Source organism: Gordonia polyisoprenivorans (genome assembly GCF_017654315.1).
Lineage (GTDB): Bacteria > Actinomycetota > Actinomycetes > Mycobacteriales > Mycobacteriaceae > Gordonia > Gordonia polyisoprenivorans_A.
On sequence record NZ_CP072203.1, the window covers coordinates 4,819,625 to 4,844,076 of the forward strand.

Here is a 24,452-nt window from a genome sequence, read left to right on the forward strand (position 1 = left end):
CTCCCCGGCGGCAGAGGAGCTACTGCATTCTGGCAAGCATGTCGTCGCGCCGCTCGATGATCGACGCTCGCATCTGTGAGGTCAGCAGCGTCGGGGTGCCCAGTGCCATCATGTGGCCGCTGTCCTGCGGATTCACGCCGTTGGCCCGCAGGAACGGCTCGGCCCGTTGCGACACGCTGCCTTTCACGCCGAACCAGTCGAGGAACTCGGCAACGGTCGTCGTCAGGAGATGCCCGCCGAGGGTGTCATTGGCACGTCCGATGATCCAGCCGATGGCGGCCGCTGCCCGGTCGGTCGATGCTTTCCGACGGAAGATCGCAGGATCGCGGCGCGCCGCCCGGGCCAGCAATCGCCGCATGGCCGTGCGGTGTTCGACGTCGAAGAAGACCTCCGCGCTCGCATCGCAGCGCTGCCGGATCACCTCGACCACGGGCAGGATGTCCTCGGCAATCCCCGTGACGTCGAACTGTTCGTCGGGCAGCGGCTCGGCGTCCAGGCTCAGCAGCGTCGGGCGTCCGCCGACCCGTTGGTCCAACTCCCGCAGAATGAACTCTTCGAGAGATGGTCCACTGAACTCGACACCCGGTGGACAATCCGACAACCCGTCGAGGATCGAGGCATCCTCCCCGAGCGCCGCCGCCCGGGCGAGCTGCGCCAGCATTATGGCGTTGGGTGGCCGGTCACGCCGGATCTCCTCCCGGAACTCGGCTTCGCATTCGTCGATGGCGGCGAGGGTGTCGGCGGTGGCGTCCCGGCTGATCCCACGCTCACCGTGGCAATAGCGGACGAAGCGGCGCATCAGCTCCGGGTACCGCTGAAGCGATTCGACGTCGTCGATGATCTTGCGCGGGATGCGATCGAGCAACATGATCTCGACGACCACTGGGCTCCACCGCATGGGATCCGGTGCAGCCATCCACATCAACGGTTCGAGAGCGCTGCGGTTCTCAGCATCGTCGAGGGGCCGACCGTGGGGCGAGGCGAAGAACGCGTCGGCGAGTTCGGAGAACTCGGCGTCGGTCCACTCGCGCGGTGACGCCGCAGCACCGGCCTCGGGTAACAGCCGCAGCGCCCACTCGACCAGCGGACGGCACATCGGCCACGAGTCGGATTCGACCGGCGGGAAGGTCATCCGACCGATCTTCATCGCCTCCTCGATGGTCGCGCGGGCGATACCCGCGTCGACGGGATCGCACACCACCGTGGTCGTCGACGAGGATGCGGTCTCCCGGAAATGCGCGAGCAAGTCCTCCACCGGCGCCGGAACGACGAAGGCATCCTTCACGATCGAACCCATGTTGTGGTCGACGTACACCAGGAACGAGAGCTCGTGCGCCGGCGGCCACCCGATCGTGAAGATGTAGGACTCCCCGTCGCTCAGTTCGTCGCCGACGACATAGACCTCGGAGACCACGCGCGCCTCGCCGAACGTGTCGAGCCACGACGGCATGGGCTGGCGACGACCGGCCAGCGTGCGTGTGATGCGCGCCGCGAGGAGTTCGTCGGTCTCGAGGTCATCAGCAAGAAGTTCCCGGAAAACCGTCAGCGCGGCCGTCGTCTCGGCAAAGGAGATCTCCACGAACGACTCGATCAGCGTGTCGCGTGTGGCCCGATCCTTCCGATCGGCGAGCGGATGCGGATCGGGATCGGTGGCCTCCAGCAGCCCGCCGAGCGTGACCAGCAGGTCGACAGGCTCACCGGTCCGCAGCGCGAGGCGGATGCTCTGGATGAGCGGCTGCTCGTCCGCCCCCGGCGTCGGTCCACCGCCGCGGCCGCCACCCGTCGCCGACCGCACCGGCTGCAGATGCCTGCGCTTGGGGTCCTTCCTCTTGCCTCGCGATCGCTTACCCATCACGGGCAGCGTACTGGCAAGCGGTGGGCGTCGTCAGGTCCTGGTGGCGCGGTGTCGGCCGGGGAGCAGTCGACCGCAGAACATCGGTGATGGCCGCGCGATGGCAGGCTGATCCCATGCGTGCTGTCATCCAGCGGGTCACCGAGGCCTCGGTCGTCGTCGACGGGGACGTCGTGGGAGAACTCGACATCACACCCGGCGGCCACGGTCTGGTGGCCCTGATCGGCGTCACCCACGACGACACCGATGCCGACGCCTCCAAGTTGGCCGACAAGATCTGGCGTCTGCGCATCCTCGACGGCACGACGACGGGCGGATCGCCGGCGGAGGTGTCGGCAGCCGACGTCGACGCACCGATCCTGGTGATCAGTCAGTTCACGCTGTACGCCAACACCGCCAAGGGCCGACGGCCCTCGTGGAATGCGGCGGCGCCGGGGGCGGTCGCCGAGCCACTCGTCGATGCCGTGATCGCCGCCCTGCGCGCCGCGGGGGCGACGGTGGCCACCGGGCGTTTCGGCGCGCACATGAGCGTGCGCCTGGTCAACGACGGCCCCGTCACCATCATCATCGAGACGTGATCCCGGTAGCGTCGGAGTCATGGGACGTATCACCGCACGTCGCCGGGTGATCCGCGTCCGGCGCGGCGAACCCACGGCGCGCGCCGACGTGCTGGCCGTCGAGGAACCACTGGAGATCCGGATCGGTGGGCGGGCACTGGTCGTCACCATGCGCACACCCGGCCACGACGTCGAGCTCGCGACCGGTTTCCTGGTGTCGGAAGGGTTGATCGCCCGCGCCGAGGACGTGGTCGCGGCCCGCTACTGTGCGGGTGCGCAGACCCCAGGCGAACCGAACAGTTACAACGTTCTCGACCTCGCCCTGGCCGACGGGATCGGTACGCCCGACGCCGCGCCGGCGCGACGCTTCACGATGAGCAGCGCCTGCGGCGTCTGCGGCAAGGACAGCATCGATGCGGTGACGACGGCGTCGCGCTTCACCGTCGGCGACGACCCGCTGACCCTCGACACCGACGCCGCTCTCGCGCTCCCCGACCGTCTTCGTGAGGGGCAGAAGGCATTCGACCGGACCGGCGGCATCCACGCGGCGGGCCTGTTCGACGGCACCACCGGCGAGATGCTGGTGATCCGAGAGGACATCGGCCGCCACAACGCCGTCGACAAGGTCGTGGGCTGGGCCCTGACCCAGGATCGACTTCCGTTGCGGGGCACTGTGCTCCAGGTCTCGGGGCGGGCGAGCTTCGAGCTCGTGCAGAAGGCGGCGATGGCCGGCATCCCGATGCTCTCGGCGGTGTCGGCGCCGTCCTCTCTGGCCGCGGACCTCGCCGAGGAGCAGGGGATGACGCTGGCCGGGTTCGTGCGCGGCGATTCCCTGGTGCTCTACAGCCGGCCCGACCGCGTCCTGGGCTCACCGGCCCGGTGAGCCGCCCGCATCCCCGATCCCCACATCGCCGCTCTCACACCCGCTGCCCCGTCTGCCCGTCGAACCAGTGAACCTCGTCGGCGACGGGCACCAGACCGATCTCGTCTCCGACGGTGAACATCTGCCGGTGATCGGCACGCACCACCACTCGTCCGTCGCGCACCGGCAGATCGGTTGCGCTGTAGACGAATTGCTCTGCACCGAGTTCCTCGACCAGTTCGACCCGCGCGGTGACCGACCGCGGTGTCCCGGCCGTGACCAGCTCCCAGGATTCGGCCCGCATCCCCGCCACCGCCTTTCCCGGCACCGCCCGTGGCGCCGGCAGGTCGGCGCCACCGAGATCGACGTGCCCGTCCCGTACCTCGACGTCGATCAGACACATCTGCGGCGTGCCCATGAACCCGGCGACGAAGACGTTCGCCGGGTGGCGATAGATCTCCCTCGGCGTCCCGACCTGTTGCAGCACACCATGATCGAGGACCGCCACCCGATCGCCCATGGTCATCGCCTCGACCTGATCGTGGGTGACGTAGAGCGTGGTGGTGTCCAGCTTGCGCTGCAGCGCGGCGATCTGCGCACGTGTGCTCACACGCAGCTTCGCGTCGAGATTCGACAGCGGCTCGTCCATGCAGAACACCTTGGGATGCCGGACGATCGCACGCCCCATAGCCACCCGTTGACGTTGCCCGCCGGACAGTTTCGCCGGTTTGCGGTCGAGCAGCGCGTCGAGTTCGAGCATCGCCGCCACCTCGTTGACCCGGGCGGCGGTGTCGGCCTTGCTCATCCCGGCGTTGCGCAGCGCGAATCCCATGTTGTCGGCGACCGTCATGTTCGGGTACAGCGCATAGTTCTGGAACACCATCGCCACGTCCCGCGACTTCGGCGGCAGCCCGACGACATCGGCGTCGTCGATGAGAATGGCGCCCGATTCCACCGATTCGAGGCCTGCGACCATGCGCAGGCTCGTCGACTTGCCACAGCCAGACGGGCCGACGAGCACCATGAACTCGCCGTCGGCGATCTCGAGGTCGAGGGCGTCGACGGCGGGCGAACCGTCGCCGAATCGCTTGGTGGCCTTGGCGTAGGTGACCGAGGCCATTACTTGGGCAGCTTCGGCTGGATCTGGGTGGTGTAGATCTGCTCGATCTGCTTCTGCGTATCGGCCATCGTCGCGGCGACGTCGGCGTTCTGCAGACCGATCTTCTCGAAACCGGTGCCGATGATCTTGTCGCCGCCGGGAATGAACACCCGAGCGTAGTTCTGCGGCTTGGTCTTCGGCAATTGTTCGATCGCGGTCCGGAAGTTCGGGTTCTTCTCCAGGAAGGCGGTCATCGACGGCGCGGTGACCGCGGCCTTGCGCACCGGCATGTAACCGACGTTCTGCGAGAAGTAGGCGGTGTTGTCGGTGTTGGTGATGAAGTCGATGAACTTCAGCGCGTTGACCTTGCGCTCGTCGGAATTGCGGGCCGGGATGGCCAGTCCCGCACCACCGGTCGGGCAACCAATCGTGCCGTCCGGGGCGGGCAGGAACGCCGTCGAGAACCGGAATTTCGCGTCCGAGGTGATACCCGAGAGGTCACCGGTGGAGGCGACCGTGGAGGCGAGGAGTCCCGCGCTGAAATCACCGGCGATGTCGTTGGAGATCTTCGCGTACCGATCCTTGTTGATCGTGTCGCTCAGATACTGCGCAGCGGCAACGGTTTTCGGGTCGGTGAACGTCATCGTCCAGTCGTCGGAGTAGGCACCGCCGAAGGTCCAGGTCGGTCCTTGGAAGGTCCAGCCCAGGTAGTCCACGGCGTTGCCCCACCCGTGTGCCGATTTGCCCGAGCCCACCACCGACTGGATGCGCGGGCCCCACTCGGCGAACTCCTGCCAGGACGCGGGACCACGGGCGGGCAGCCCGGCCTGGCTCCACACATCGGCGTTGTAGTAGAACAGCGGGGTCGACCGCGCGTACGGCAGGGCCCACGTCTTGTTGTTCCACTTGTAGTCGCCGACAAGGGAATCGACGTAGCCCGACGGATCGACGCCAGCCTTGCCGAAGAGGTCGTCGAGCGGTGCGATCGCACCGATCAGGGCGAAATTGAACCACCACACGTCGCTGAGGATGATGATGTCGGGTAGTGCGCCGCCCGACAGTGCGGCGTTGAACTTCTGTGCCGCCTCCTCGTAATTCTTACCGGCGTCGATCAACTGCACCTTGATCCCCGGGTTGGCCGCCTCGAACCGCTTGATGAGTTCCTTCTCGACATCGGTCGACTTGCCGGGATGGTTCGACCAGAAGGTCAGATTGTTGGGATCACCGTCATTGCTCGAGCCGCCACCCGAGCCGGCACATGCAGCGAGGGCGGCCGCTGCGGCCACGGTCAGTCCGGCGCCGAGGAATCCACGGCGGGTCAGGTCGGTCATGCGCATTCTCCTGGATGTGTGATGAGGGGTGGGAGGGCAGGGATGGTCAAAGGGTCACGGCCACAACGGTGTGCGCGCTCACCCCTTGACCGCCCCGGAGGTCAGTCCTTTGATCATGTGGCGTTGGAGTGCGAGAAAGACGATCAGCATCGGCAGCATCGCCAGGACCGTCGCGGCCATCACCGGACCCCAGTTGGTGACGCCGTCGTTGTTCTGCAACTGCGTCAGTCCCACCGGCAGTGTCGCCACGCTGTAGTCGTCGGCCATCAAGAACGGCCACAGGTACTCATTCCATTCGTTGACGAGCGTGATGAGGGCGAACGCCACCATCGTCGGAATCGACAACGGCAACACCACACGCACCAGCAGCCGGATGTGCCCGGCACCGTCCATCCGGGCGGCCTCGATGATCTCCGGTGGGATCGACAGAAAGTGGTTGCGCATCAAAAAGGTTCCGAACGCGACCCCCGCCAGCGGCACGATGATCCCGGCGAAGGTGTTACGGAAACCGAGTTGGGCGACCAGCGAGTAATTGGTGATGACGGTGATCTGATTGGGCACCATCAGCGCCGCGATGATCACCAGGAACACGAGGTTCTTGCCCGGGAAGCGCAGGAAGACAAGACCGTAGGCGCTGAGCACGCCGAGCACGAACTTGATGACACCGAGGATCAGCGTGACGATCAGTGAGTTGCGCAGGAACTGCCAGAACGGCACCGAGGTGGTGGCCTCCCGGTAGTTCTCGGGATGCCACGTCGAGGGCCACCACACCGCCGGCTGGACGTAGATCTCGGATCGATCCTTGAAGGAGGTCAACACGATCCACGCCAGGGGCACCACCACGACGGCCAGCGCGACGATCATCGCGAGATAGCCCAGCACCGCAACCGTCCGCCGACGCCTGCGCGCACGCGCGGCGAGCCGTTCACGCTCGTCGACGGCGATCGCCGCGTTATGTGGGTGCGTCTGTGCCACCGGCGTGTCCGTGGTCGGGGTCATCGTGCGCCCCGATCCATCAGCCGCACCTGGGCGACGGTCACCACGAGCAGGATCAGGAACATGATGGTGGCGACGGTCGCACCGTAGCCGGCGCGGAAGTTGCGGAAGGTCTCCTCGTAGACCTGGTAGACCATCGTCGTCGTGCCGTTGCCGAGGGGACCGCCGCGGGTCATCACGTTGATGATGTCGAAGACCTGTAACGAGTTGAGCAACACGGTGATCGAGAGGAAGAACGTCGTCGGGCGCATCTGCGGCAGGAGCACCTTGCGGAAATGTGTCCACCCCGAGGCGCCGTCGACGGCGGCCGCCTCGTCGAGATCTGCCCGTTTACCCTGCAGCGCAGCGAGATAGATCACGAAGGCGTATCCGAGATTCTTCCACACGTAGGTGACGGTGATCATGAACAGCGCCCAGTGGGGTTGCTGATAGAAGTCCGGAGCAGAACCCAGACCGAGGCGGTGCATCAGGTCGTTGATCAGGCCGAAATTGGGGTCGAACACGAACTGGAAGGCGATGCCGACCGCCGCGCCGGACAGCACGAACGGGGCAAAAACCACCGACCGCACCAGGTTTCGGCCCTTGAGCGTCCGATCGAGGAGCAATGCCAGCGCCAGGCCGAGGGCCATGCTGCCGGCAACCGCCACGACGGTGAAGACCACCGTGTTCACGACGATGGTCGCGGTGTCCTCACGGGTGAACCATTCGCGATAGTTCGCGAACCCGATGAACGTCGAGCCCGGCGAGGAGATGTTCCAGTCGTAGAACGACATCCGGATGTTCTCGATCAGCGGCCGATACGTGAACACCGCCAACAACACCAGATTGGGGCCCACGATGGCGAGGAACAGGGCATAGGACTTCCACGGCCGACGCCCGCCCGCGCGGGGCAGCACATGTTCGTTCACCGATGGCACTCGGCGAGTATTCAGCCGACAGCTGACCGGACGCGAACGGCCGCGTTGAGCGCCGGTGAGCGATACGTGTCCGGCAGGTGTCGCCGCCCGATCGGTTGCGACGCGTGGACGCGGTCAGCCCAGCCGGCAGTTCAGGACGGTCGGTTGGTTCAGGACGGTCGGTTGGTTCAGGACGGTCGGTTGGTCAGGATTCGCGGGCCGTCGGCGGTGACGGCCACGGTGTGCTCCCAGTGCGCGGCCCGCGAGCCGTCGTCGGTGACGACCGTCCAGTCGTCGTCGAGAACGCTGGTCTCGGTGGTGCCCAGGGTGAGCATCGGCTCAATGGCCAATGTCGACCCGACGACGAGCAGCGGGCCGGAGCCGGGGGCACCCTCGTTGGCGAGGAACGGTTCCATGTGCATCTCGCGACCGATGCCGTGACCGCCGTAGCCGTCGACGATCCCGAAGGCACGATCGAACTTTCGCTCGGCGTCGTGGGTTCCGGTCTCGATGGCGTGCGAGATGTCGGTGAGGCGTGCGCCGTCGATCATGGCGGCGATCCCGGCCTCCATCGACAGTCGGGTTGCCTCGGAGAGTTCGGCATCGGCCTGCGACAGTTCACCGACCCCGAAGGTCCAGGCCGAATCCCCGTGCCAGCCATCGAGAATGGCACCGCAATCGATCGAGACCAGATCGCCCTCGGCGAGAATGACGGTGCTCGACGGGATTCCGTGCACCACCACGTCGTTGACCGACGAGCAGATCGATCCCGGGAATCCGTGGTAACCCTTGAACGACGGCACCGCCCCGGCCTGTCGGATCACGGTCTCGGCGACCTCGTCGAGTTCGAGGGTGCTCACCCCGGGCGCCGACGCCGCGCGCACGGCAACGAGTGCGGCGCCCACCACGGCGCCCGCGGCCTCCATCGCATCGAGTTCGCCGGCGCTGCGGAACGGCACGCGCTTGCGTTTACGGAATCCCATCACCACACCTCATCGATCACCACGGCTGGAAGAAAAGGCGCCGGGCCACACCGATGGTGCGGTGTGGCCCGGCGCCGGAAAATACTTGTGTCGGTGGACGTCAGGAGACGCCGGCACCGAGTGCGCTCAGCACCCGCTGATGCACGTCCTGGATGTCGCCGACCGCATCGATCGTCTTCACCTGATCGCCGTAGTAGTCGAGCAGCGGTGCGGTTTCCTTCTGATACACCGACATCCGGTTACGGATGACCTCTTCGGTGTCGTCGGCACGGCCGCGGGCCAGCATGCGCTCGACGACGACGTCGGGGTCGACCACGAACGACAGGACCGCATCCAGGGAGGAATCGAGACCGTCGAGGATCTCGGCGAGGGCGTCGGCCTGCTCGGTCGACCGCGGGAATCCGTCGAGGATGAATCCCTTCGCCGCATCCGGCTCGCCGACGCGGGCTCGCACCATGTCGACGGTGATCTCCGACGGCACGAGGTCGCCGGCGTCGAGATAGCGCTTGGCTTCGATGCCCACGGCGGTGCCCTGTGAGATGTTGGCGCGGAACAGATCCCCGGTGGAGATGTGCGGGATGCCGAGCGATTCGCTCAGCAGTTCCGCCTGGGTACCTTTGCCTGCTCCGGGGGGGCCGAGAATGACAAGTCTCACTTCAGGAATCCTTCGTACTTGCGTTGCATCAATTGACTGTTGACCTGCTTCATCGTGTCCAGTCCCACGCCGACCATGATCAACACGGCCGTGCCCCCAAATGGCAGGTTCTGAACACCACCACTGTTCCCGATCTCCAGGAACAGGTTCGGCAGTACCGCGATGATACCCAGGTAGATCGAACCCGGCAGGGTGATGCGACTGAGCACATACCCGAGGTAGTCCGCGGTCGGTTGTCCCGGGCGGATACCCGGGATGAAGCCACCGTACTTCTTCATGTCATCGGCGCGTTCCTCCGGATTGAAGGTCACCGCCACGTAGAAGTACGTGAAGAAGATGATCATCAGGAAGTACACGATGATGTAGACGTAGTTGCTCGGGTCGGCGAGATAGGTGCTGACCCAGCGCTGCCAGCCCGACGGCGCCTCCGACGAGCTCTGCGTGAGCTGCACGATGAGTTGCGGCAGATACAGCAGTGACGACGCGAAGATGACCGGGATGACGCCGGCCTGGTTGACCTTCAGTGGCAGGTAGGTCGACGACCCGCCGTACATCTTGCGACCCACCATGCGCTTGGCGTACTGCACCGGGATGCGACGCTGGCCCTGCTCGATGAAGACCACGCCGGCGACGATGATGAGCACCGCGACCACGACGAGCCCGAAGACCAGGCCACCACGGCTGGTGAGGATCGTGCGTCCCTCGGCGGGGATGCGGGCGGCGATGCCCGCGAAGATCAGCAGCGACATGCCGTTGCCGATGCCGCGCTCGGTGATCAGCTCACCGAACCACATCACCAGGCAGGCACCCGCGGTCATCACCAGGACGATGATCGTCAGACCCAGGATCGACTTGTCGTTGAGGATGTTGTCGCCGCAGCTCGAGGGCAACAGGTTGCCGCGCACGGCCAGCGCCACGATGCCCGTGGACTGCAGCAACGCCAGCGCGACCGTCAGGTAGCGGGTGTACTGCGTCATCTTGGCCTGACCCGACTGGCCCTCCTTGCGGAGCTGCTCGAAGCGCGGGATGACCACCGTCAGCAACTGCACGATGATGCTGGCCGTGATGTAGGGCATGATGCCGATCGCGAACACCGACAGCTGCAGCAGTGCGCCGCCGGAGAACAAGTTGATCAGCGAATAGACCTGGTTGCCGCCACCACTGTTGATGGTGTCGATGCACTTGTGCACCTCGACGTAGTTCACGCCCGGCGAGGGAACCGTCGCCCCCAGGCGATACAGCACGACTATGCCGATGACGAAGAGGATCTTCTTCCTCAGATCGGGCGTCCTGAAGGCCGCGATGAGGGGGGAGAGCACTAATTCCTCCTAGAACGACCACGCGTCATCTTGCACCGGGTATCCGGCTCACGTGCTCGGCAATCGACATTGATCAGTGGTTGCGGGGCAACAACGGTGAAACTCTAACAGCCGCTCGCGCACGGCCCGTCCGACGTCTGGTGTGACGTCGTCGGCCGGCGCGGCCGTCGCGGTCGCCACCTTCCGGTGGCGGCCGACGCTCGGACGTCATCCCCCCCGGGCGCCGGTGACCACAATAGACGTCGCGGTCGGCCGGGTGCCCCGACGCCGAGGTCCGCAGCGGCGGCGACGCGGTGTCGCATCCGCTACGGACCTCGGCTACCTGCACTTTTTCTTACTGCTCGGTCGCGCTGCCACCGGCAGCGGCGATCTTCTCCTTGGCCGATGCGGTGAACTTGTCGGCGGTGACGTTGACCGCCACACCGAGTTCACCGTCGCCGAGGACCTTCACGAGCTTGTTCTTGCGCACGGCTCCGGCGGCGACGAGCTCGTCGACGCCGATGGTGCCGCCCTGCGGGAACAGACGGGCGATGTCGCCGACGTTGACGACCTGATACTCGATCCGGTTGCGGTTGGTGAAGCCCTTGAGCTTCGGCAGCCGCATGTGGATCGGCATCTGGCCACCCTCGAAGGCGGCGGGCACGTTCTTGCGTGCCTTGGTGCCCTTGGTGCCGCGGCCGGCGGTCTTGCCCTTGGAGCCCTCGCCGCGACCCACACGGGTCTTGTCGGTCTTCGCGCCCGGAGCGGGGCGAAGGTGGTGGAGCTTGATGGTCATGACTTAACCTCTTCGACTGTCACGAGGTGCGAAACCACGTTGATCAGACCGCGGTTGATCGGGGTGTCCTCGCGGGTGACCGACTTGCGGATGCCCTTGAGGCCGAGCGTCCGCAGGCTGTCACGCTGGTTCTTCTTGGTACCGATGGTGCCCTTGACCTGGGTGATCTTCAGCTGTGCCATCTCTCTCACACTCCCTGGCCGGCACGGGCGCGGAGCATACCGGCCGGTGCCACGTCTTCGATGGGGAGACCACGACGAGCCGCGACCTCTTCGGGACGCTGCAGCATCTTCAGGGCGGCCACGGTGGCGTGGACGACGTTGATCGCGTTGTCCGAGCCGAGGCTCTTGGCGAGGACGTCATGGACGCCCGCGCACTCGAGCACGGCACGCACCGCGCCACCGGCGATCACACCGGTACCGGGGCTGGCCGGACGGAGCATCACGACACCGGCAGCGGCCTCACCCTGAACGGGGTGGGTCACGGTGCCGCCGATCAGCGGCACGCGGAAGAAGTTCTTGCGAGCCTCTTCGACGCCCTTCTGGATCGCGGCCGGGACTTCCTTGGCCTTGCCGTAGCCGACGCCGACCATGCCCTGGCCGTCGCCGACCACCACGAGAGCGGTGAAGGAGAACCGGCGGCCACCCTTGACCACCTTGGAGACACGGTTGATCGCGACGACCCGCTCGAGCTGGTTGCGGTCGTTGTCGCGGCCACCGCGGTCGCCACCGCGACGGTCACGGCCGCCCCGGCGATCGTTGCGGTCTCCGCTTGCGTTGTTGTTGTTGTCGTTTCCGGCGGGTCCGTTTCCGCCGTCACGCTGACGTCCGGGCATCAGAGGATCCCTCCGGTCTTGGTTTGGGTACGTGTGGTCATCATCAGAACTGCAGGCCTCCCTCACGGGCGGCGTCGGCGAGCGCGGCGATCCGGCCGTGGTAGTCCTTGCCACCACGGTCGAACACGACGGCGTCGATGCCGGCGGCCTTGGCGCGCTCGGCGATCAGTTCGCCGACCTTGCGGGCCTGCGCGGACTTGTCGCCGCCGGCCGCGCGGACGTCGGCCTCGATGGTCGACGCCGCGGCCAGCGTGTGGCCGGCGAGGTCGTCGATCAGCTGCACGTGGATGTGGCGGCTGCTGCGCTTGACCGCGAGACGCGGACGCACCGGCGTGCCGGCGACCTTCTTGCGCAGGCGGAAGTGACGACGGTTGGTCGCGGTGCGACGGCGGGTCGACACATCCTTGCCGAGGGGCTTGCGGACTGTCTTGGCTGCTGTATCACTCATGGCTTACTTACCCGTCTTTCCGACCTTGCGACGGATCTGCTCGCCTTCGTAGCGAATGCCCTTGCCCTTGTACGGGTCCGGGCGACGCAGGCGGCGGATGTTCGCCGAGATCTGGCCGACTTGCTGCTTGTCGATACCCGAAACCGAGAATTTGGTGGGCGACTCGACGGCAAAGGTGATGCCCTCGGGAGCCTCGATCGGCACGGGATGGCTGTAACCGAGCGCGAACTCGAGGTCCTTGCCCTTGGCCTGGACGCGGTAGCCGACACCGAAGATTTCCATCTTGTTGGTGTAGCCCTTGGTCACGCCCTCCACGAGGTTGGCGACCAGCGAGCGGTTCAGGCCGTGCAGGGCACGGTTGCGGCGCTCGTCGTTGGGGCGGGTGACCACGATGGTGGCGTCTTCCTGCGCGACGGTGATCGGCGCGGTGACGGTGTGGCTGAGTTCGCCCTTGGGTCCCTTGACGGTGATGGTCTGGCCGTCGATGGAGACGGTGACGCCCGCGGGGATCTCGATCGGGTTCTTACCGATACGCGACATGTTTGTGTACCTCCCCTTACCAGACGTAGGCGAGGACTTCGCCGCCCACGCCCTGGTTGGCTGCCTGGCGATCGGTGAGCAGACCGGACGACGTGGAGATGATGGCCACGCCGAGGCCACCCAGGACCTTGGGCAGGTTGGTGGACTTGGCATACACCCGCAGACCCGGCTTGGACACGCGGCGCAGACCGGCGATGCTGCGCTCCCGCGAGGGGCCGTACTTGAGGGCGACGACGAGGTTCTTGCCGACCTCCGCGTCTTCGGTGCGGTAGTCGGTGATGTAGCCCTCACGCTTGAGGATCTCGGCGATGTTCACCTTGATCTTCGACGAGGGAAGAGTCACCTCGTCATGGAACGCCGAGTTGGCGTTACGCAGACGTGTCAAGAAGTCTGCGATCGGGTCAGTCATGGTCATGGTTGACCGTCAACCTTTCTCGTAGCGGTTCCCATACAGCGCCGGTCAGCGATGTGACTCCAGAGGATCGCTCCCCTGACCTGCGGTGGGCCTTCCACGAAGTGGATAGTTGTTATCTGTTCTCGTCGCCGATGCCCTTGGCTTTTCACCAGCACCGGAGACTGTTCAGTTGTGGTCCACACGCGTACGTGTGGCGAGTCCCTGGCACCTGAGGTGCACAGGCAACCGGTCTAGTGTAGAGAATTCCCTGGCCAGACCCAAATCGCCGCCGACTGCGCTCGTTCCCACCGCGACAGCGCCCTGTCACCCGTCGACAGCGCTCTTCCGGACCGCGACAGCGCCCTTCCCGACCGCGACAGCGCCCGTCCTCACCGCGACAGCGCTCAGGGCGTGGGCGAGAAGTCGTATCGCGAGGTCGGCACGACGTCGAGATCCCGGTCGGCGCCGAAGCGCGCGACGCTGGCCAGCATGGCGGTCAGCCGCCGCTGCAGTTCTTCATCGTCGCCATCGCTGCCGTAGAACGCGTGGGGGTCGGAGGTGGCCGCCATCGGGAACAGCTCTTCGACGATGCCGGTCACCCGCACATCTCCTCGATCGCCGGAATCCGTTGTCAGACAACGCTCGACGATGTTCTGGTGGTAGCCGAAGGTCGCCTGGGTGTCGATGGCCACCTGTGTGTGCTCGTCGAGCCAGATCCGTAGCCATTCGTCCTGGGCTAGATCCTGCGGCCGTCGCAGGAAGGCGATATTGGCCAGTGCGTCGACGCGCGTGCCGTCGGCGGTCGGCAGCGGGTCGAGCGGCGCACGGGTCTGCACCTCCCACGCCGCGAAGCTGTCCACATGTGCGGCGACGCTCTCGAGCGCTGCGGCGACATCAGGGGTCCACAGACTGATCACCGCATCGATCGGCGGGTCGAAGGTGGAGATCCGCATCGCCCCCTGCACCGCGTCGTCGGAGATGTTGACCTGGAGACGTCGCACGCCCGCGGACCCGCAGTCGGCTCGGAATGTCGGGGTCAGAAGCTGCCCGCTCCCCCAGACCGCCACCATCACCTTTCGATCCACGTGGCGCCCACTCATGTCGGTGAGGGTAGTGGCGCCGACGCCGCCGGCGGTCGAGAACGGCTCGACCGACCGGATGACCATCGGCCCCGTGCGGCGGGTTCGGCGTTAGTCTGCCGAAGTGAACTGGGAAGTGTTGTCATGCGGCCTGCGCGGCCACGAGACCTATCGCCCCGACGAGTCCGAACTCGCCGATCGCCTGCACGTCGACAGCGCCGCGGGCCAGGCCTGGCGGTGTCTGCGATGCGGTGACTTCGCCGTGGGTGAGCCCCGCCGTAGCGGTCCCGCCGACCATGCGCCCGAGGTCCCGCGCGGCGCGCTGCTACGCGACCTGATCATCATGCGGGTGCTGGCCGTCGAACGCCTGCTCCGCGGCCTGTTCCTGGTGCTCGCGGGCGTCTTCGTCATCGAACTGCGCCACAGCCAGCAGACACTGCAGGAGAAGTTCGACGCCGAGCTGCCGTTGTTGCGGCCGATCGCCGACCAAATCGGCTGGAACATCGACGATTCCAAGGTCGTCAGCTGGATCGAGAAGGCGACGACGCTGTCGAGCGCGACGATCGTGCTCGTCGGATGCGCCCTGCTCGCTTATGGCGCAAGCCAATTCGTCGAGGCCTTCGGTTTGTGGTTCGCCAAACGATGGGGCGAGTACTTCGCGGTGATCGTCACCAGCATCTTCATCCCGCTCGAGGTCTACGAACTCGTCGAGCGTGTGACGGTGTTCAAGGTGCTGCTGCTCGCGGTCAACGTCGCCGCGGTCATCTGGCTGATCTGGAGCAAACGACTGTTCGGGGTGCGCGGCGGCGGTGCGGCCTACCACGCCCAGCACAGCGCCGAGAGTCTGCTGACGGTCGAGCGGGCAGCCGTCGCCGACGGAAGCTGATCCACAGCCACCGATAGGCACGATCCACAGTTCCCCCTCGGTTGGTTCCGAACCCGGTCCCCGGGTGCAAGAGTGAAGGCATGGACACCAGCCACCTCACCTCGCTCGTCGACCAACTGATCGGGACCGCCCACCGCAGCCGCAGCGGCCGGGCGGCACAGACCCTGCACGGCGATTCCTCACATCGGCTTCGGCACACCGTCATCGCCCTGGTGGCCGGGCGTGAGCTGGCCGAGCACGAGAGCCCCGCGGAGGGCAGCGTGCAGGTGCTGCACGGCCGGGTGACCATCACCGCCGGCGAGGACGTCTGGAAGGGCCGCCGAGGCGATCTGGTGATGCTGCCCGACGCGCGGCACAGCCTGTCGGCACAACAGGATTCAGCGATTCTGTTAACGGTGATCACGGGGTAGGGCTTTCGGGTCCCCGCGGGGGCACCGAAGGAACCCTAAACTCCTTGCCATTTCGCTGGTGCCTCACCTCCCGACGGCGCCCGGCGGCGAAGACGAAAGCGTCTGATCGTCGAGCGGATCGCAGCTGGGGATCGCTTCGCGAACTCCAATGGAACTCGGGCCTACGGGCCGGAAGCACACGGGCGAGCGGGAACGCGTCCACCCAGTTCTATGGACCTCAATGAAACCTGGCCACGAAGACCGGGAGCACCGCCGCCGGCACCTCGACCCTCGCCGCTCCGTCCGGCGAGCTGCAATGGAACCTGACTTGGCTCATTTTTCGCGATTCCGGTGTTCGCGGGTCTGTGACCTGCGGTGTTGGGTTGTGGAGTGGACACTAACGGTGGGGTTTTAGGCTGCTGGGGTGGCGTTTGTGCGGACGGTGACGACCAAGTCGGGGGCGACTGCTGTGCAGATCGTGTACTCGCATCGTGGTGGGTCGCGTCAGATCGAGCACATCGGGTCGGGACACACTGATGCCGAGGTCGCAGCGTTGAAGGCGGTCGCGGCGCAGCGTCTGGCCGCGGGCCAGCAGCAGCTCGACCTCGGTGTACTCGCTGCTGATGGTGCGGGCCCTTACCGATCACCAGCTCACGGATGGCGGTGCTGCTGGATGCGGTGACCGCGGTTTACGACGAACTCGGCTTCGGAAAGATCCCGAACGCCGACCGTGTGTTTCGGGATCTCGTGACCGCTCGGATCATCGAGCCGACCAGTAAACTCGACTCGTTGCGGGTCCTGTCCGAGGCCGGAGTCGCTGCTCCCTCGTATGCGACTGTCAAACGTCACCTGCGCACCTATGCCGAACCGTCGTGGCGACATGCGTTAGCGAAAACCTGTGCTGCTCACGCGAATATAGGGCCAGCGACGCTGTGCTTGTACGATGTGACGACGTTGTACTTCGAGACCGACATCGCCGACGGGTTCCGCGAACCCGGGTTCTCGAAAGAACGTCGGCTGGAACCACAGATCACGGTCGGGTTGCTCACCGATGCCGCCGGTTTCCCGTTGATGATGGAAGCGTTCGAGGGCAACCGAGCCGAGACGCTGACGATGATGCCGCCACTGACCGCGTTCATGACCGCCCACTCGCTGGTGGATGTGACCGTGGTCGCCGATGCCGGGATGATCTCGGCGGCCAACATGGCGGCCATCGAGAACGCCGACCTGTCGTTCATCCTGGGTGAGAAGATTCCTACCATTCCGTACCAGATCATGAAGTGGCACAAAGACAATCCCGATACGATCCCGCCAGACGGGTTGACGTTGACCCAGCCGCAGCCGGCGACCTCGAAAACCAGTTACCGGCGTCATCGGGTGATCTACTACCGCTACAGCGCCGATCGCGCACGCCGGAGCCTGCGCGGGATCAACGAGCAGATCGCCAAGGCCGAGAAAGCCGTGGCCGGGCAGATCCCGGTCAAACGGAACCGGTTCGTCACCCTGCAAGGCGGTGATAAACACGTCAACCGCGCCCTGGAAACCAAAGCCCGAACCCTGGCCGGGTGGAAAGCCTATGCCACCAATATCAGTTCCCCGACACCAGATTTCGTGATCGGCTCCTACCATCAGTTGTGGCGGATCGAGAAAAGCTTCCGCATGTCCAAAAGTGATCTGGCCGCCCGCCCAATCTTCCACCACCTCGAAGACTCGATCCGCGCACACCTGACGATCGTGTTCGCCGCACTGGCCATCACCCGAATCATCGAAACCCGCACCGGCTGGTCGATCAAGAAGTTCGTCACCACCGCCCGCCGCTACCGCACCATCACCATCCAAGCCGCCGGCCATACCCTCACCGCCGCCGACCCCCTACCCGCCGACCTCGCAGACGCCATCACCGCCATCAGCAGTGGACACTAAAATGCGCCAAGTCAGGCCGCTCCGTCCGGCGAGCTGCAATGGAACCCGGCCGTGAAGACCGGGAGCACTCGCCTTCCCACCACACTTGCCGTTCGGCGCAGGCGGCGCTGCAATGGAACCCGGCCGTGAAGACCGGGAGCACCCACTGCGGGGCATCGTCCTGGTCCTTGCCCGCGGTGCTGCAATGGAACCCGGCCGTGAAGACCGGGAGCACCCGCCGTCGCGGTCGCTGACGCGGCGCCGGCGAGGCCGCTGCAATGGAACCCGGCCGTGAAGACCGGGAGCACTGCCGCAGTGTTCGCAGCGGTGGCGTCGCTCACGGTGTGCTGCAATGGAACCCGGCCGTGAAGACCGGGAGCACTCGGATCAACGCCGCCAACGATGTGATCCTGCGCTACTTGCTGCAATGGAACCCGGCCGTGAAGACCGGGAGCACTGCCGCAGTGTTCGCAGCGGTGGCGTCGCTCACGGTGTGCTGCAATGGAACCCGGCCGTGAAGACCGGGAGCACCTGATCGCCATCGGCTCCGGCGTCAATAGCGTTTCGGCTGCAATGGAACCCGGCCGTGAAGACCGGGAGCACCTGCTGCTTGGGTGGCAGCCCGGCGAACGCCAGCGGGTGCTGCAATGGAACCCGGCCGTGAAGACCGGGAGCACCCTATCTTGCTGCTGGCGTTCGCTTGGTTTCCAATTGGGCTGCAATGGAACCCGGCCGTGAAGACCGGGAGCACGTTGATCGTGAATCGAACAGGATCCGCCGTCTTCGACTGCTGCAATGGAACCCGGCCGTGAAGACCGGGAGCACGCCAAGGCTGGATTGATCATCCAGGATCTGCTCAACGGCGCTGCAATGGAACCCGGCCGTGAAGACCGGGAGCACCCACGACCTCGAAACCGTGGGCGCATCCCGTCGCAGGGGCTGCAATGGAACCCGGCCGTGAAGACCGGGAGCACCGGCAACGCTCACCGAGCAGCTCTCGGCCATGGTGTTCAGCTGCAATGGAACCCGGCCGTGAAGACCGGGAGCACGCCAGCGCCGGTTGCGCGCGCACCCGCCGACACCGCCTGGCTGCAATGGAACCCGGCCGTGAAGACCGGGAGCACTCACGAGGTTCACTGCGTTGTCGATGCCGGTGCGGAAGCTGCAATGGAACCCGGCCGTGAAGACCGGGAGCACCTGATGCAGGCCGTCGCGTCCGCGCTCGTCGCAGCCAACGCTGCAATGGAACCCGGCCGTGAAGACCGGGAGCACAGGCCCGGCACCCTCGATCGTCATCCCGTTCAGTCCGGGCTGCAATGGAACCCGGCCGTGAAGACCGGGAGCACCGTCTGGTGCAGGGGTCGTCGTGACGCGCCGCACTGGCTGCAATGGAACCCGGCCGTGAAGACCGGGAGCACATTGCTCCGAAACCCGAAGACGAGCGTGTCGATGGCGCTGCAATGGAACCCGGCCGTGAAGACCGGGAGCACGACTCGCGGATCGGGCCGCCGACCTCGACGACGAGGCACGCTGCAATGGAACCCGGCCGTGAAGACCGGGAGCACTCCCCCGGACCTCCGCTTCGGCGACGCGGGCGGCGAGACGCTGCAATGGAACCCGGCCGTGAAGACCGGGAGCACAGTCGCTGTGTGCCGCGGGTTCTCGTGCCGCCGGCGAGGCTGCAATGGAACCCGGCCGTGAAGACCGGGAGCACCACAGTCGACCGCGTCAACTGCCATCACAACTACACCGTGCTGCAATGGAACCCGGCCGTGAAGACCGGGAGCACCCGCCCGCACACGAGAGCAGCGTCGAGCCGGACACCGTGCTGCAATGGAACCCGGCCGTGAAGACCGGGAGCACCCTGCGTCAGATCCTCAACGGCAAAGGAACATGACACACGCTGCAATGGAACCCGGCCGTGAAGACCGGGAGCACGCCTTGCTTGGTCGCCAGCTCATTCCACTCTTGCTGCGGCTGCAATGGAACCCGGCCGTGAAGACCGGGAGCACCGCGAAGAAGCAGGAGCACGACAACAACCAGTTGGACGCGCTGCAATGGAACCCGGCCGTGAAGACCGGGAGCACACCTGGGCGAAGCCGCGATCGGACTGGAGCTGGAAGCCGCTGCAATGGAACCCGGCCGTGAAGACCGGGAGCACCGCAAGAACGACTACGGCGAGTGGGAACGAGTCAAGGCTGCAATGGAACCCGGCCGTGAAGACCGGGAGCACGCTCGGCGACCTCGGCGACTGGATCAAGGACTTGATCGAGCTGCAATGGAACCCGGCCGTGAAGACCGGGAGCACGGTCCCACCGCAACGCGGCGGCGAGTCCGTAGTCGTTGCTGCAATGGAACCCGGCCGTGAAGACCGGGAGCACTGGCCGCCACCGAGGCGGGTGCCGCCGGTCCACACCTCGCTGCAATGGAACCCGGCCGTGAAGACCGGGAGCACGACCGGCACACCGCGGCGGCGGCCGCCCGTCTCCGGGCTGCAATGGAACCCGGCCGTGAAGACCGGGAGCACGGGTGCAACACTTCCCGGCGATCCGACCGGCGAGATCGCTGCAATGGAACCCGGCCGTGAAGACCGGGAGCACCTCACCCGACGAGCCGTGACCCAGCGTGAAGCCCATCGACTGCTGCAATGGAACCCGGCCGTGAAGACCGGGAGCACTTCCGCCTGCCGAGCCGGATGACGCGTGGGGCGACACAGAGCTGCAATGGAACCCGGCCGTGAAGACCGGGAGCACCCCTTCACGACCTCTGGAAGCCGACCTGCGAGCGCCTTGCTGCAATGGAACCCGGCCGTGAAGACCGGGAGCACCCCCAGGATGGAGAATAAGCGGTGGAGACTCGTAACGGCTGCAATGGAACCCGGCCGTGAAGACCGGGAGCACTCTCGGCCGCCCACGCCTCGGCAGCCTTCTTCGTCGGGCTGCAATGGAACCCGGCCGTGAAGACCGGGAGCACTTGATACCGGCGCCGAACTACCCGTCTTCCCGCCTCGCTGCAATGGAACCCGGCCGTGAAGACCGGGAGCACGGGGCGGCTTCCAACCGCACCAACCGCACGTCAGGAAGTGCTGCAATGGAACCCGGCCGTGAAGACCGGGAGCACCTGGTACGCCGAAGACCTGCAGCTGGTGCCGGCATGACCGCTGCAATGGAACCCGGCCGTGAAGACCGGGAGCACAACTCCCCCGGCCGATATCCGCCCTGCCCGAACATGCTGCAATGGAACCCGGCCGTGAAGACCGGGAGCACTCCAACTCTCTACCGTCTGGCCGGCCGATCGGCCTACTCGCTGCAATGGAACCCGGCCGTGAAGACCGGGAGCACATCAGGCGGGCGATCGGGTCCTCGTCGTCCTTGCGGCCGCTGCAATGGAACCCGGCCGTGAAGACCGGGAGCACGCAGCGGCGGGTGATCCGGCCCCGGATACCGGGGCAGCTGCAATGGAACCCGGCCGTGAAGACCGGGAGCACACACCCACACCCATGCCACCCGCATCAATCAGCGACAGCTGCAATGGAACCCGGCCGTGAAGACCGGGAGCACCTGACGAGGACGGCGAGCCGCGGTTCGTACTGACGCTGCAATGGAACCCGGCCGTGAAGACCGGGAGCACTCCCCGATCCGACGCAGTGGGTAACATTCCGTTCGACCCGCTGCAATGGAACCCGGCCGTGAAGACCGGGAGCACCCCGAGCGGGCCTCGGACGAGGTTCTGGCCTACCTCGTGCTGCAATGGAACCCGGCCGTGAAGACCGGGAGCACGGGCCCCACAACCAACCACCGACCGACACCCTACCCGCTGCAATGGAACCCGGCCGTGAAGACCGGGAGCACCCGAAGATGGATGTATTCGGCGATGTCGGAGTGGTCACCGCTGCAATGGAACCCGGCCGTGAAGACCGGGAGCACACGCAGATGACGAAGTACGCGGGCGCGCAGATCGACCCGCTGCAATGGAACCCGGCCGTGAAGACCGGGAGCACCCAGTCCTGGGGCGCTGGGCGGATTGGCTGTTGGATATCCGCTGCAATGGAACCCGGCCGTGAAGACCGGGAGCACGAGGTGAGGTAGACCCACGCGGCGATGCGGGCGGCAATCGCTGCAATGGAACCCGGCCGTGAAGACCGGGAGCACTCCTCGCTCTCGACATTGGCACCCAGTATGCAGCGGACGGCTGCAATGGAACCCGGCCGTGAAGACCGGGAGCACACGAAGAATGCGGTCGTGGCTGGGGCGACTCAGGCAGCTGCAATGGAACCCGGCCGTGAAGACCGGGAGCACGCCGACTCGACCGAGTCGACCCAGCGCGACATCTTCCCGCTGCAATGGAACCCGGCCGTGAAGACCGGGAGCACTGCCCACTGCAATTGCCCTCCAGACCCGTGGCCGCGCTGCAATGGAACCCGGCCGTGAAGACCGGGAGCACCGCTCGCGAAATTCACCATTCCTGACCTGCAGAAACGAAGCGTCCCGCGAGGGGTGCGATAGACGGAGTGCTCGGACCACTTTACCTTCGCATCTGAAGTTCTCAAAGAGCGCTTTGACCAGCGTGCGAGCGCTGCCCAGGGTATGTGTGGCGGACTCACCGCTCGCGTCCAGGATCACACGACCGTCGGTCCAGACGCCGGCAGATTACGCGGACGACCCAACTGGGTCACGGTCGCCGCGCTTCCCACTGCACCCAGGTCGATGACCACCACAGAATCTTCACCGTAGTCCATGACTCCGTGGATATCTGTTCTCCAACGAGTGCGTTCCAGCTCGGAGAGGTCGCAGAGAAAGACCGAGTACTGCAATCTGGTGCCGTACGCTTCCATGACCTTGCACACCCGCCTCAGTCTCGCCGGCTCGCAAATGTCGTATGCGATGAGGTGACGTCGTCTGGCCATCGCGAATCACCTGGTCACCATCGGTGTGTACGTGGGAAGTTCACCGAGAATGACACCGGCAAGAATCCGCGCCTGAACGTCGAGCACTCGACGATACGAGACCTTGTACTTGAATACCGGATGGGTCACTTGCACGTCGAGTCGCCGTTCGTACGCGCGGATCACTTTCCGTCGTCCTTGAAGCGTCAACCAACATCCGCCACTGCGTCGTTCGAAATCACCAGATGTGACTTCCCCATTGTTGAGCATTCCGACGACTGCCGAGTCCGCAAGCAATGGGCGGAACTCTTCCATCAGGTCGAGGGCGAGTGCCGGGCGCCCGTATCGGGGTCGGTGGTAGACGCCGAGATACGGGTCGAGGCCCACGCCGATACACACAGCAACGAGATCTTTCACGAGTAGCGAATACACATATCCCAGAAGGGCGTTGACCGGATCCGGCGCCGGCCGTCGCTTCCGCCCATTCGTATCGAACTCGGACGCCATCTGATCCAGCGAGCCGCGGAACAGGCCGCTGAAGTTCTCGAAATAGACCCTGGCTGCCGCGCCCTCGATTCCGAGCAACTCTGCCGGCGACGCGGCACCGGTGGCCGAATCGGCCATCCCGGCCAGTGCTCGGACGGATTGCTCGGCGTCTGTTCGAGAATTGCGGCGCAGAAGCGTTCTCGCGTTCTTGATCTTCCCCGAGATTATCGATCGTGAGATACCCAGGGCGGTGGCGTCGTCCAGACATGCTTGGGCGGTGCGTAATTGGACGTACTTCGACATCTCTCCCTGCGCCCACCCACGCAGCCATCCGTTGTAACTGAACCACAGCACCGGGATACCGCGCGCCCACAGCTCGGCCAGTACTTGTGAGCTCACCTGCACATTGCCGAAGACGCATAACTGACTGACATCGATGAGGAGAATCTCGGCTGGCTCCGAACCCTTCTGGACGACGCGGATGCGCCCGCCCTTGAGTCCGACAGCCGCCCCGTGCGTGGTGACATAGAGCGGACGACTATCTGGATCGCGCGGAACGATCCTTCGCGGCGGCGATTCATCGCGCCGCAAAAGCGCATTCGTCTCATCGGGCATGCACAAGCCCAGAAGTGAGCAGCGCGGGCATCGCTTACTGCCGACGAGCGGCAACGGTGCGTTCTCCCTTGACGCCACCTCGCGCGCTTCATCCGCGATCTCCACTGCCGCCGCAACTTCGGTGTTGCCGATCGGAATCACAACTCGTTTGTGCACCTCGGCGTAGTAGAGAACGCCCCTATCCACTTCGTATCCGGCATCCCGGAGCAGTGCTGCCTGCGCGTAGAGCTGGACGACGTCAGCCGACCACGGCAATCCGTTCGCCGCGGGTTTACCCTTCTTCGTGTCGACGGGCACCACCGTGCCGTCTCCGCCGTCCTCCACGCGATCGAGCACTGCCACCAGACCGAGCGCATGCGATTCGATTCGCAACGACGTCACACGCTTGGCCGGGTCTCCTGATTCGGGTTCCGGGAGGGAGCCCGTTCGTTTGTCGACGGCGCGGTGAGTGAAGTGCCCTTGTTCGGTGTCGTGGCTGTCAGCCCACCTCTGATCGACCCATTCGAAGTAGAACAGACGCGGACAGTACACGTATTCGTTGAGCATCCTGGCGGGCAGTAGTTCCGGCAAGTCGGTGATCATGACGGGCTCCGTGTGGTGGGAAGAGGTGTGGGAACCCCGGCCGTCGTTGGTCGGTGCGAGGAAACCTTCGCACCGACCTCCGACAT

At 65.5% G+C, this 24,452-nt stretch carries 21 protein-coding genes, 1 pseudogene and 1 CRISPR repeat array; of the genes and pseudogenes, 5 read left to right on the top strand and 17 right to left on the bottom strand.

Going from position 1 to position 24,452, the window contains the following annotated elements; genetic code table 11:
* Positions 1–19: 19 nt before the first annotated feature.
* Positions 20–1,852 (bottom strand): hypothetical protein, encoded by a 1,833-nt coding sequence (locus tag J6U32_RS21875; RefSeq protein ID WP_208792119.1) that lies wholly within the window; start codon positions 1,850–1,852, stop codon positions 20–22.
* Between the two features lie 116 nt (positions 1,853–1,968).
* Between J6U32_RS21875 and dtd the strand changes: the two genes are divergently transcribed.
* A complete protein-coding gene (dtd, locus tag J6U32_RS21880; protein ID WP_208792120.1) occupies positions 1,969–2,430 on the top strand; it encodes a D-aminoacyl-tRNA deacylase in 462 nt (153 codons plus the stop codon).
* Positions 2,431–2,449: 19 nt separating this feature from the next.
* Positions 2,450–3,292, top strand: a complete 843-nt coding sequence (gene fdhD, locus J6U32_RS21885; RefSeq protein WP_208792121.1) for a formate dehydrogenase accessory sulfurtransferase FdhD — start codon at positions 2,450–2,452, stop codon at positions 3,290–3,292.
* Between the two features lie 34 nt (positions 3,293–3,326).
* Here the strand turns inward: fdhD and J6U32_RS21890 are convergent, their stop codons facing one another.
* The 14 genes from J6U32_RS21890 to J6U32_RS21955 form a co-directional block, all read right to left on the bottom strand.
* Positions 3,327–4,391, bottom strand: a complete 1,065-nt coding sequence (locus J6U32_RS21890) for an ABC transporter ATP-binding protein (RefSeq protein WP_208792122.1) — start codon at positions 4,389–4,391, stop codon at positions 3,327–3,329.
* Positions 4,391–5,701 carry an ABC transporter substrate-binding protein gene (locus tag J6U32_RS21895; protein WP_208792123.1) on the bottom strand — a complete coding sequence of 437 codons (1,311 nt, stop codon included), beginning with the start codon at positions 5,699–5,701 and terminating at the stop codon, positions 4,391–4,393. Before J6U32_RS21895 ends, J6U32_RS21890 begins: the two co-directional genes overlap by 1 nt.
* A 78-nt stretch (positions 5,702–5,779) precedes the next feature.
* Complete coding sequence (locus J6U32_RS21900; RefSeq protein ID WP_208792124.1) at positions 5,780–6,700, bottom strand: carbohydrate ABC transporter permease; 921 nt, start codon at positions 6,698–6,700, stop codon at positions 5,780–5,782.
* A complete protein-coding gene (locus J6U32_RS21905) occupies positions 6,697–7,614 on the bottom strand; it encodes a carbohydrate ABC transporter permease (RefSeq protein WP_208792125.1) in 918 nt (305 codons plus the stop codon). The genes J6U32_RS21900 and J6U32_RS21905 overlap by 4 nt, the downstream gene beginning before the upstream one ends.
* Positions 7,615–7,781: 167 nt before the next feature.
* Positions 7,782–8,576: a type I methionyl aminopeptidase gene (gene map / locus J6U32_RS21910; RefSeq protein WP_208792126.1), complete on the bottom strand. Its 795-nt coding sequence runs from the start codon at positions 8,574–8,576 to the stop codon at positions 7,782–7,784.
* 100 nt (positions 8,577–8,676) lie between these two features.
* Positions 8,677–9,231: an adenylate kinase gene (locus J6U32_RS21915; protein WP_208792127.1), complete on the bottom strand. Its 555-nt coding sequence runs from the start codon at positions 9,229–9,231 to the stop codon at positions 8,677–8,679.
* Positions 9,228–10,550 carry a preprotein translocase subunit SecY gene (gene secY, locus J6U32_RS21920; protein WP_208792128.1) on the bottom strand — a complete coding sequence of 441 codons (1,323 nt, stop codon included), beginning with the start codon at positions 10,548–10,550 and terminating at the stop codon, positions 9,228–9,230. The genes J6U32_RS21915 and secY overlap by 4 nt, the downstream gene beginning before the upstream one ends.
* Before the next feature lie 334 nt (positions 10,551–10,884).
* Positions 10,885–11,325 (bottom strand): 50S ribosomal protein L15, encoded by a 441-nt coding sequence (gene rplO, locus J6U32_RS21925; RefSeq protein ID WP_006370411.1) that lies wholly within the window; start codon positions 11,323–11,325, stop codon positions 10,885–10,887.
* The gene (gene rpmD, locus J6U32_RS21930) at positions 11,322–11,507 is read right to left on the bottom strand and encodes a 50S ribosomal protein L30 (protein WP_006370412.1); all 186 of its coding nucleotides are present in this window, start codon (positions 11,505–11,507) and stop codon (positions 11,322–11,324) included. The genes rplO and rpmD overlap by 4 nt, the downstream gene beginning before the upstream one ends.
* A gap of 5 nt (positions 11,508–11,512) precedes the next feature.
* Positions 11,513–12,160 (bottom strand): 30S ribosomal protein S5, encoded by a 648-nt coding sequence (rpsE, locus tag J6U32_RS21935; RefSeq protein ID WP_006370413.1) that lies wholly within the window; start codon positions 12,158–12,160, stop codon positions 11,513–11,515.
* Between the two features lie 43 nt (positions 12,161–12,203).
* Complete coding sequence (gene rplR, locus J6U32_RS21940; protein WP_006370414.1) at positions 12,204–12,608, bottom strand: 50S ribosomal protein L18; 405 nt, start codon at positions 12,606–12,608, stop codon at positions 12,204–12,206.
* 3 nt (positions 12,609–12,611) lie between these two features.
* Positions 12,612–13,148 carry a 50S ribosomal protein L6 gene (gene rplF / locus J6U32_RS21945; RefSeq protein WP_006370415.1) on the bottom strand — a complete coding sequence of 179 codons (537 nt, stop codon included), beginning with the start codon at positions 13,146–13,148 and terminating at the stop codon, positions 12,612–12,614.
* Positions 13,149–13,164: 16 nt separating this feature from the next.
* The gene (gene rpsH, locus J6U32_RS21950) at positions 13,165–13,563 is read right to left on the bottom strand and encodes a 30S ribosomal protein S8 (protein ID WP_006370416.1); all 399 of its coding nucleotides are present in this window, start codon (positions 13,561–13,563) and stop codon (positions 13,165–13,167) included.
* 383 nt (positions 13,564–13,946) lie between these two features.
* A complete protein-coding gene (locus tag J6U32_RS21955) occupies positions 13,947–14,708 on the bottom strand; it encodes a hypothetical protein (RefSeq protein WP_208792129.1) in 762 nt (253 codons plus the stop codon).
* 37 nt (positions 14,709–14,745) lie between these two features.
* Between J6U32_RS21955 and J6U32_RS21960 the strand changes: the two genes are divergently transcribed.
* The 3 genes and pseudogenes from J6U32_RS21960 to J6U32_RS21970 all read left to right on the top strand — a co-directional run bounded on the left by J6U32_RS21960 (position 14,746) and on the right by J6U32_RS21970 (position 17,819).
* Complete coding sequence (locus J6U32_RS21960) at positions 14,746–15,507, top strand: DUF2127 domain-containing protein (protein ID WP_208792130.1); 762 nt, start codon at positions 14,746–14,748, stop codon at positions 15,505–15,507.
* 80 nt (positions 15,508–15,587) lie between these two features.
* Entirely contained in the window at positions 15,588–15,917 is a 330-nt protein-coding gene (locus tag J6U32_RS21965; RefSeq protein WP_208792131.1) for a cupin domain-containing protein, read from the top strand.
* A 403-nt stretch (positions 15,918–16,320) separates the two neighbouring features.
* Positions 16,321–17,819 (top strand): annotated as a pseudogene (locus tag J6U32_RS21970) (IS1634 family transposase).
* A gap of 32 nt (positions 17,820–17,851) precedes the next feature.
* A CRISPR array of direct repeats spans positions 17,852–22,241; the repeat unit is 36 nt; unit sequence GCTGCAATGGAACCCGGCCGTGAAGACCGGGAGCAC.
* 175 nt (positions 22,242–22,416) lie between these two features.
* Here the strand turns inward: J6U32_RS21970 and cas2 are convergent.
* On the bottom strand, positions 22,417–22,704 hold the full coding sequence (gene cas2, locus J6U32_RS21975) for a CRISPR-associated endonuclease Cas2 (protein ID WP_208792132.1): 288 nt from the start codon (positions 22,702–22,704) through the stop codon (positions 22,417–22,419).
* Positions 22,705–22,710: 6 nt separating this feature from the next.
* Positions 22,711–24,366 (bottom strand): CRISPR-associated endonuclease Cas4g/Cas1g, encoded by a 1,656-nt coding sequence (gene cas4g/cas1g / locus J6U32_RS21980; protein WP_208792133.1) that lies wholly within the window; start codon positions 24,364–24,366, stop codon positions 22,711–22,713.
* Positions 24,367–24,452: the final 86 nt, after the last annotated feature.

Bases quoted from the DNA above. Each gene is read 5' to 3' on its own strand.
- J6U32_RS21875 (WP_208792119.1), bottom strand. From the start codon at position 1,852: ATGGGTAAGCGATCGCGAGGCAAGAGGAAGGACCCCAAGCGCAGGCAT.
- dtd (WP_208792120.1), top strand. From the start codon at position 1,969: ATGCGTGCTGTCATCCAGCGGGTCACCGAGGCCTCGGTCGTCGTCGAC.
- fdhD (WP_208792121.1), top strand. From the start codon at position 2,450: ATGGGACGTATCACCGCACGTCGCCGGGTGATCCGCGTCCGGCGCGGC.
- J6U32_RS21890 (WP_208792122.1), bottom strand. From the start codon at position 4,391: ATGGCCTCGGTCACCTACGCCAAGGCCACCAAGCGATTCGGCGACGGT.
- J6U32_RS21895 (WP_208792123.1), bottom strand. From the start codon at position 5,701: ATGACCGACCTGACCCGCCGTGGATTCCTCGGCGCCGGACTGACCGTG.
- J6U32_RS21900 (WP_208792124.1), bottom strand. From the start codon at position 6,700: ATGACCCCGACCACGGACACGCCGGTGGCACAGACGCACCCACATAAC.
- map (WP_208792126.1), bottom strand. From the start codon at position 8,576: ATGGGATTCCGTAAACGCAAGCGCGTGCCGTTCCGCAGCGCCGGCGAA.
- rplO (WP_006370411.1), bottom strand. From the start codon at position 11,325: ATGACCATCAAGCTCCACCACCTTCGCCCCGCTCCGGGCGCGAAGACC.
- rpmD (WP_006370412.1), bottom strand. From the start codon at position 11,507: ATGGCACAGCTGAAGATCACCCAGGTCAAGGGCACCATCGGTACCAAG.
- rpsE (WP_006370413.1), bottom strand. From the start codon at position 12,160: ATGCCCGGACGTCAGCGTGACGGCGGAAACGGACCCGCCGGAAACGAC.
- rplR (WP_006370414.1), bottom strand. From the start codon at position 12,608: ATGAGTGATACAGCAGCCAAGACAGTCCGCAAGCCCCTCGGCAAGGAT.
- rplF (WP_006370415.1), bottom strand. From the start codon at position 13,148: ATGTCGCGTATCGGTAAGAACCCGATCGAGATCCCCGCGGGCGTCACC.
- rpsH (WP_006370416.1), bottom strand. From the start codon at position 13,563: ATGACCATGACTGACCCGATCGCAGACTTCTTGACACGTCTGCGTAAC.
- J6U32_RS21955 (WP_208792129.1), bottom strand. From the start codon at position 14,708: ATGGTCATCCGGTCGGTCGAGCCGTTCTCGACCGCCGGCGGCGTCGGC.
- J6U32_RS21965 (WP_208792131.1), top strand. From the start codon at position 15,588: ATGGACACCAGCCACCTCACCTCGCTCGTCGACCAACTGATCGGGACC.
- cas2 (WP_208792132.1), bottom strand. From the start codon at position 22,704: ATGGCCAGACGACGTCACCTCATCGCATACGACATTTGCGAGCCGGCG.
- cas4g/cas1g (WP_208792133.1), bottom strand. From the start codon at position 24,366: ATGATCACCGACTTGCCGGAACTACTGCCCGCCAGGATGCTCAACGAA.